Below are 2,075 nucleotides of genomic sequence, written 5' to 3'. Positions count from 1 at the left end.
AGATAATCCTAAAAATGGGATAGATATAAACTATGTACAGGAACAATTTTTTCGTACTTTGTCCAAAGAGTATTGGAAATTACAAAATAAGAATGAGGTATTAAAGGTATTATCTTCTCAAGAGTTCATTGAATCTTTGATAGATAAAAAAATATATAATACTACACTACTGTCCAAGATAAAATCATACCCATAGCTCCTGTTGAAAATCATTAGGATGGTAAACAGCGGGTGACGGGCTTCCGGCAAACCATTCAAATAAGTCCTTCCGTTCAAAGAGGCAGACTTTTAATTCCGACATAAAGTTTGTAAAGTTTTTGCCTCCATATATACACAGCTGCCGCAGTTTCATGTACAGAAGATACACAGTCAACGCAATCCGGATTTGTGTTTTTACGGCATTTTCTGTCCGGCCGAAAAACTTCTTGATTCGCAGATCCTGCTTTATCGTCTTGAAAAATATTTCGATGTTCCATCTTGCCCGATACATCCTGGCGATATATCCTGCGGTCAGATTGAATATGTTTGTCAGAATCGTAATTTCCTTTCCTGTTTTCTCATCAACGGATTTTATGACTCGTAGAGGAAACGGACATTTCCTGCCTGTCTGCATACCGGTAAATTCGATCGTCCTGTCAAGCGTTATGTGCTTATTCCTGCTTTCATGTTCCTCAATGACACGGTACTGTGCATTTTCCTTTAGTCTTGTAACAAAAAAGATTTTATCACGGCAAAAATCCCCGAAAACCGCGTAATTGCAGTAGCCTTTATCGAATGTGACCGTATATCCTTTGGCGATATTCATTTTTTTCAACGTATTATTTTCATGTTCATTTGCATTTGTTATGAAAAGATATTCTGGCAGACTGTTATTGATGTCAGCGGATTTGCTATCTGTGCATAAGCCATCGTTACAAACTGTTGCCACGCTGAAAATCCCTTGCAGTATTTATCTGCCTCTATATCGTCTACAATTTTTTTAAATCGAGGTCTCTCTAGTAAAGATAGCAACTGTCCGAGTTTTGTGTTATACTTGTTCATGTCTGTAATTCCTTATGTGATATTGTTTTGTGTGCTAACTTAACTATATCACGGATTACAGACTTTAAATAGTATCTAATTTATCTTGGACAGTAGTGTATGAAGGTATAAAATTATAACCGTTAATGCCTACAGTTATACAATAATTACGGCACATAAGCAAAAGACTCTATGACAATAAAAGAATTCGAGAATAAATATTGGTACATGAGTGAACTCAAAACATTAGCAAAATCGCTTAAAATTCCTTTTGGTTCAAAAATACGAAAGGATCAGCTTGAAGAAATTATTGTTCAATTTTTGCAAACCGGAACGGTGAATAAAAAGAATTGTTATCGGAGTAAAAACCGAAACAAAGATATATTGAATAATCATACTTATGTTGAAAATTTCAGCAACAAAAAAGAAACATGGGAATTCATAAATAGTGAGATGGCTAAACGAATTCAAGGATTAAAACCTAAATCAGGGGCAAAATATTGGCTTAATCGATGGATTGACGATAAACTTTCTAATGGCGAAAAAATAACTTATAATGATGTCATTTGTGAATATATTCGGTTAAATAAAACAGAAGGAAAGCTTCCTCAAATTCCATCATGTAAATTTAATAATTTTATAAGCGATTATTTAGCAAATGAAAAAAATGCAACAAGAGAAGCGGCCTTGGACGCATGGAATCAGCTAAAAGATATGAAGGCAAAAAAAGATTATATAACATGGAAAAAGAATAAAAATACATAAGAAATAAAAACCTAACACCCGCTTCAACGCTGACATTGCCTTTGCGGCAAATGCAGGTTAAGTGAATGTTATGCTCGCATACGCCGCCGGCATGGGTGTTTAGGAGAAGAAAATGCAAGATAAGACAACAATAAAAAAATAACTCCTCAATCAGCTTCAATTAAACGAGATGCTATGTTTTTAATTACCGGCAGAAGTGGTAGTCTTATCCGACGGGATAAGGGAGCAGACAGCAGGTTGCCCTAGAACGTGAGGAAATCTTGAATACAGAGGAACCTCGGCAACGAGAT

General features: G+C 35.4%; 4 protein-coding genes. 2 read left to right on the top strand and 2 right to left on the bottom strand.

Annotated elements, in window-relative coordinates; all coding sequences use genetic code 11:
- A partial coding sequence (locus JSQ97_RS12720) for a hypothetical protein (RefSeq protein WP_205076390.1) occupies positions 1-196 on the top strand: 196 nt, incomplete at its 5' end.
- On the opposite strand, the gene JSQ97_RS12715 is transcribed toward JSQ97_RS12720, so the two are convergent.
- On the bottom strand, positions 185-928 hold the full coding sequence (locus JSQ97_RS12715; protein WP_205076389.1) for an IS4 family transposase: 744 nt from the start codon (positions 926-928) through the stop codon (positions 185-187). The two genes, JSQ97_RS12720 and JSQ97_RS12715, sit on opposite strands and share 12 nt — an antisense overlap.
- Positions 844-1,041, bottom strand: a complete 198-nt coding sequence (locus JSQ97_RS13200; protein WP_205076388.1) for a DUF4372 domain-containing protein — start codon at positions 1,039-1,041, stop codon at positions 844-846. The genes JSQ97_RS12715 and JSQ97_RS13200 overlap by 85 nt, the downstream gene beginning before the upstream one ends.
- Positions 1,042-1,212: 171 nt before the next feature.
- Here JSQ97_RS13200 and JSQ97_RS12705 point away from each other — a divergent pair, with 171 nt between their 5' ends.
- Positions 1,213-1,785, top strand: a complete 573-nt coding sequence (locus tag JSQ97_RS12705; RefSeq protein WP_205076387.1) for a hypothetical protein — start codon at positions 1,213-1,215, stop codon at positions 1,783-1,785.
- Positions 1,786-2,075: the final 290 nt, after the last annotated feature.

Origin of the sequence: Treponema sp. Marseille-Q4523 (genome assembly GCF_016901105.1) — a bacterium.
Taxonomy (GTDB): domain Bacteria; phylum Spirochaetota; class Spirochaetia; order Treponematales; family Treponemataceae; genus Treponema_D.
The sequence above is the reverse complement of the archived record's forward strand: the minus strand, read 5'-3'. Positions and strand labels throughout refer to the sequence as shown.

Excerpts from the sequence above, each read along its gene's own strand:
- JSQ97_RS12705 (WP_205076387.1), top strand. The coding sequence starts at position 1,213 with ATGACAATAAAAGAATTCGAGAATAAATATTGGTACATGAGTGAACTC.
- JSQ97_RS13200 (WP_205076388.1), bottom strand. The coding sequence starts at position 1,041 with ATGAACAAGTATAACACAAAACTCGGACAGTTGCTATCTTTACTAGAG.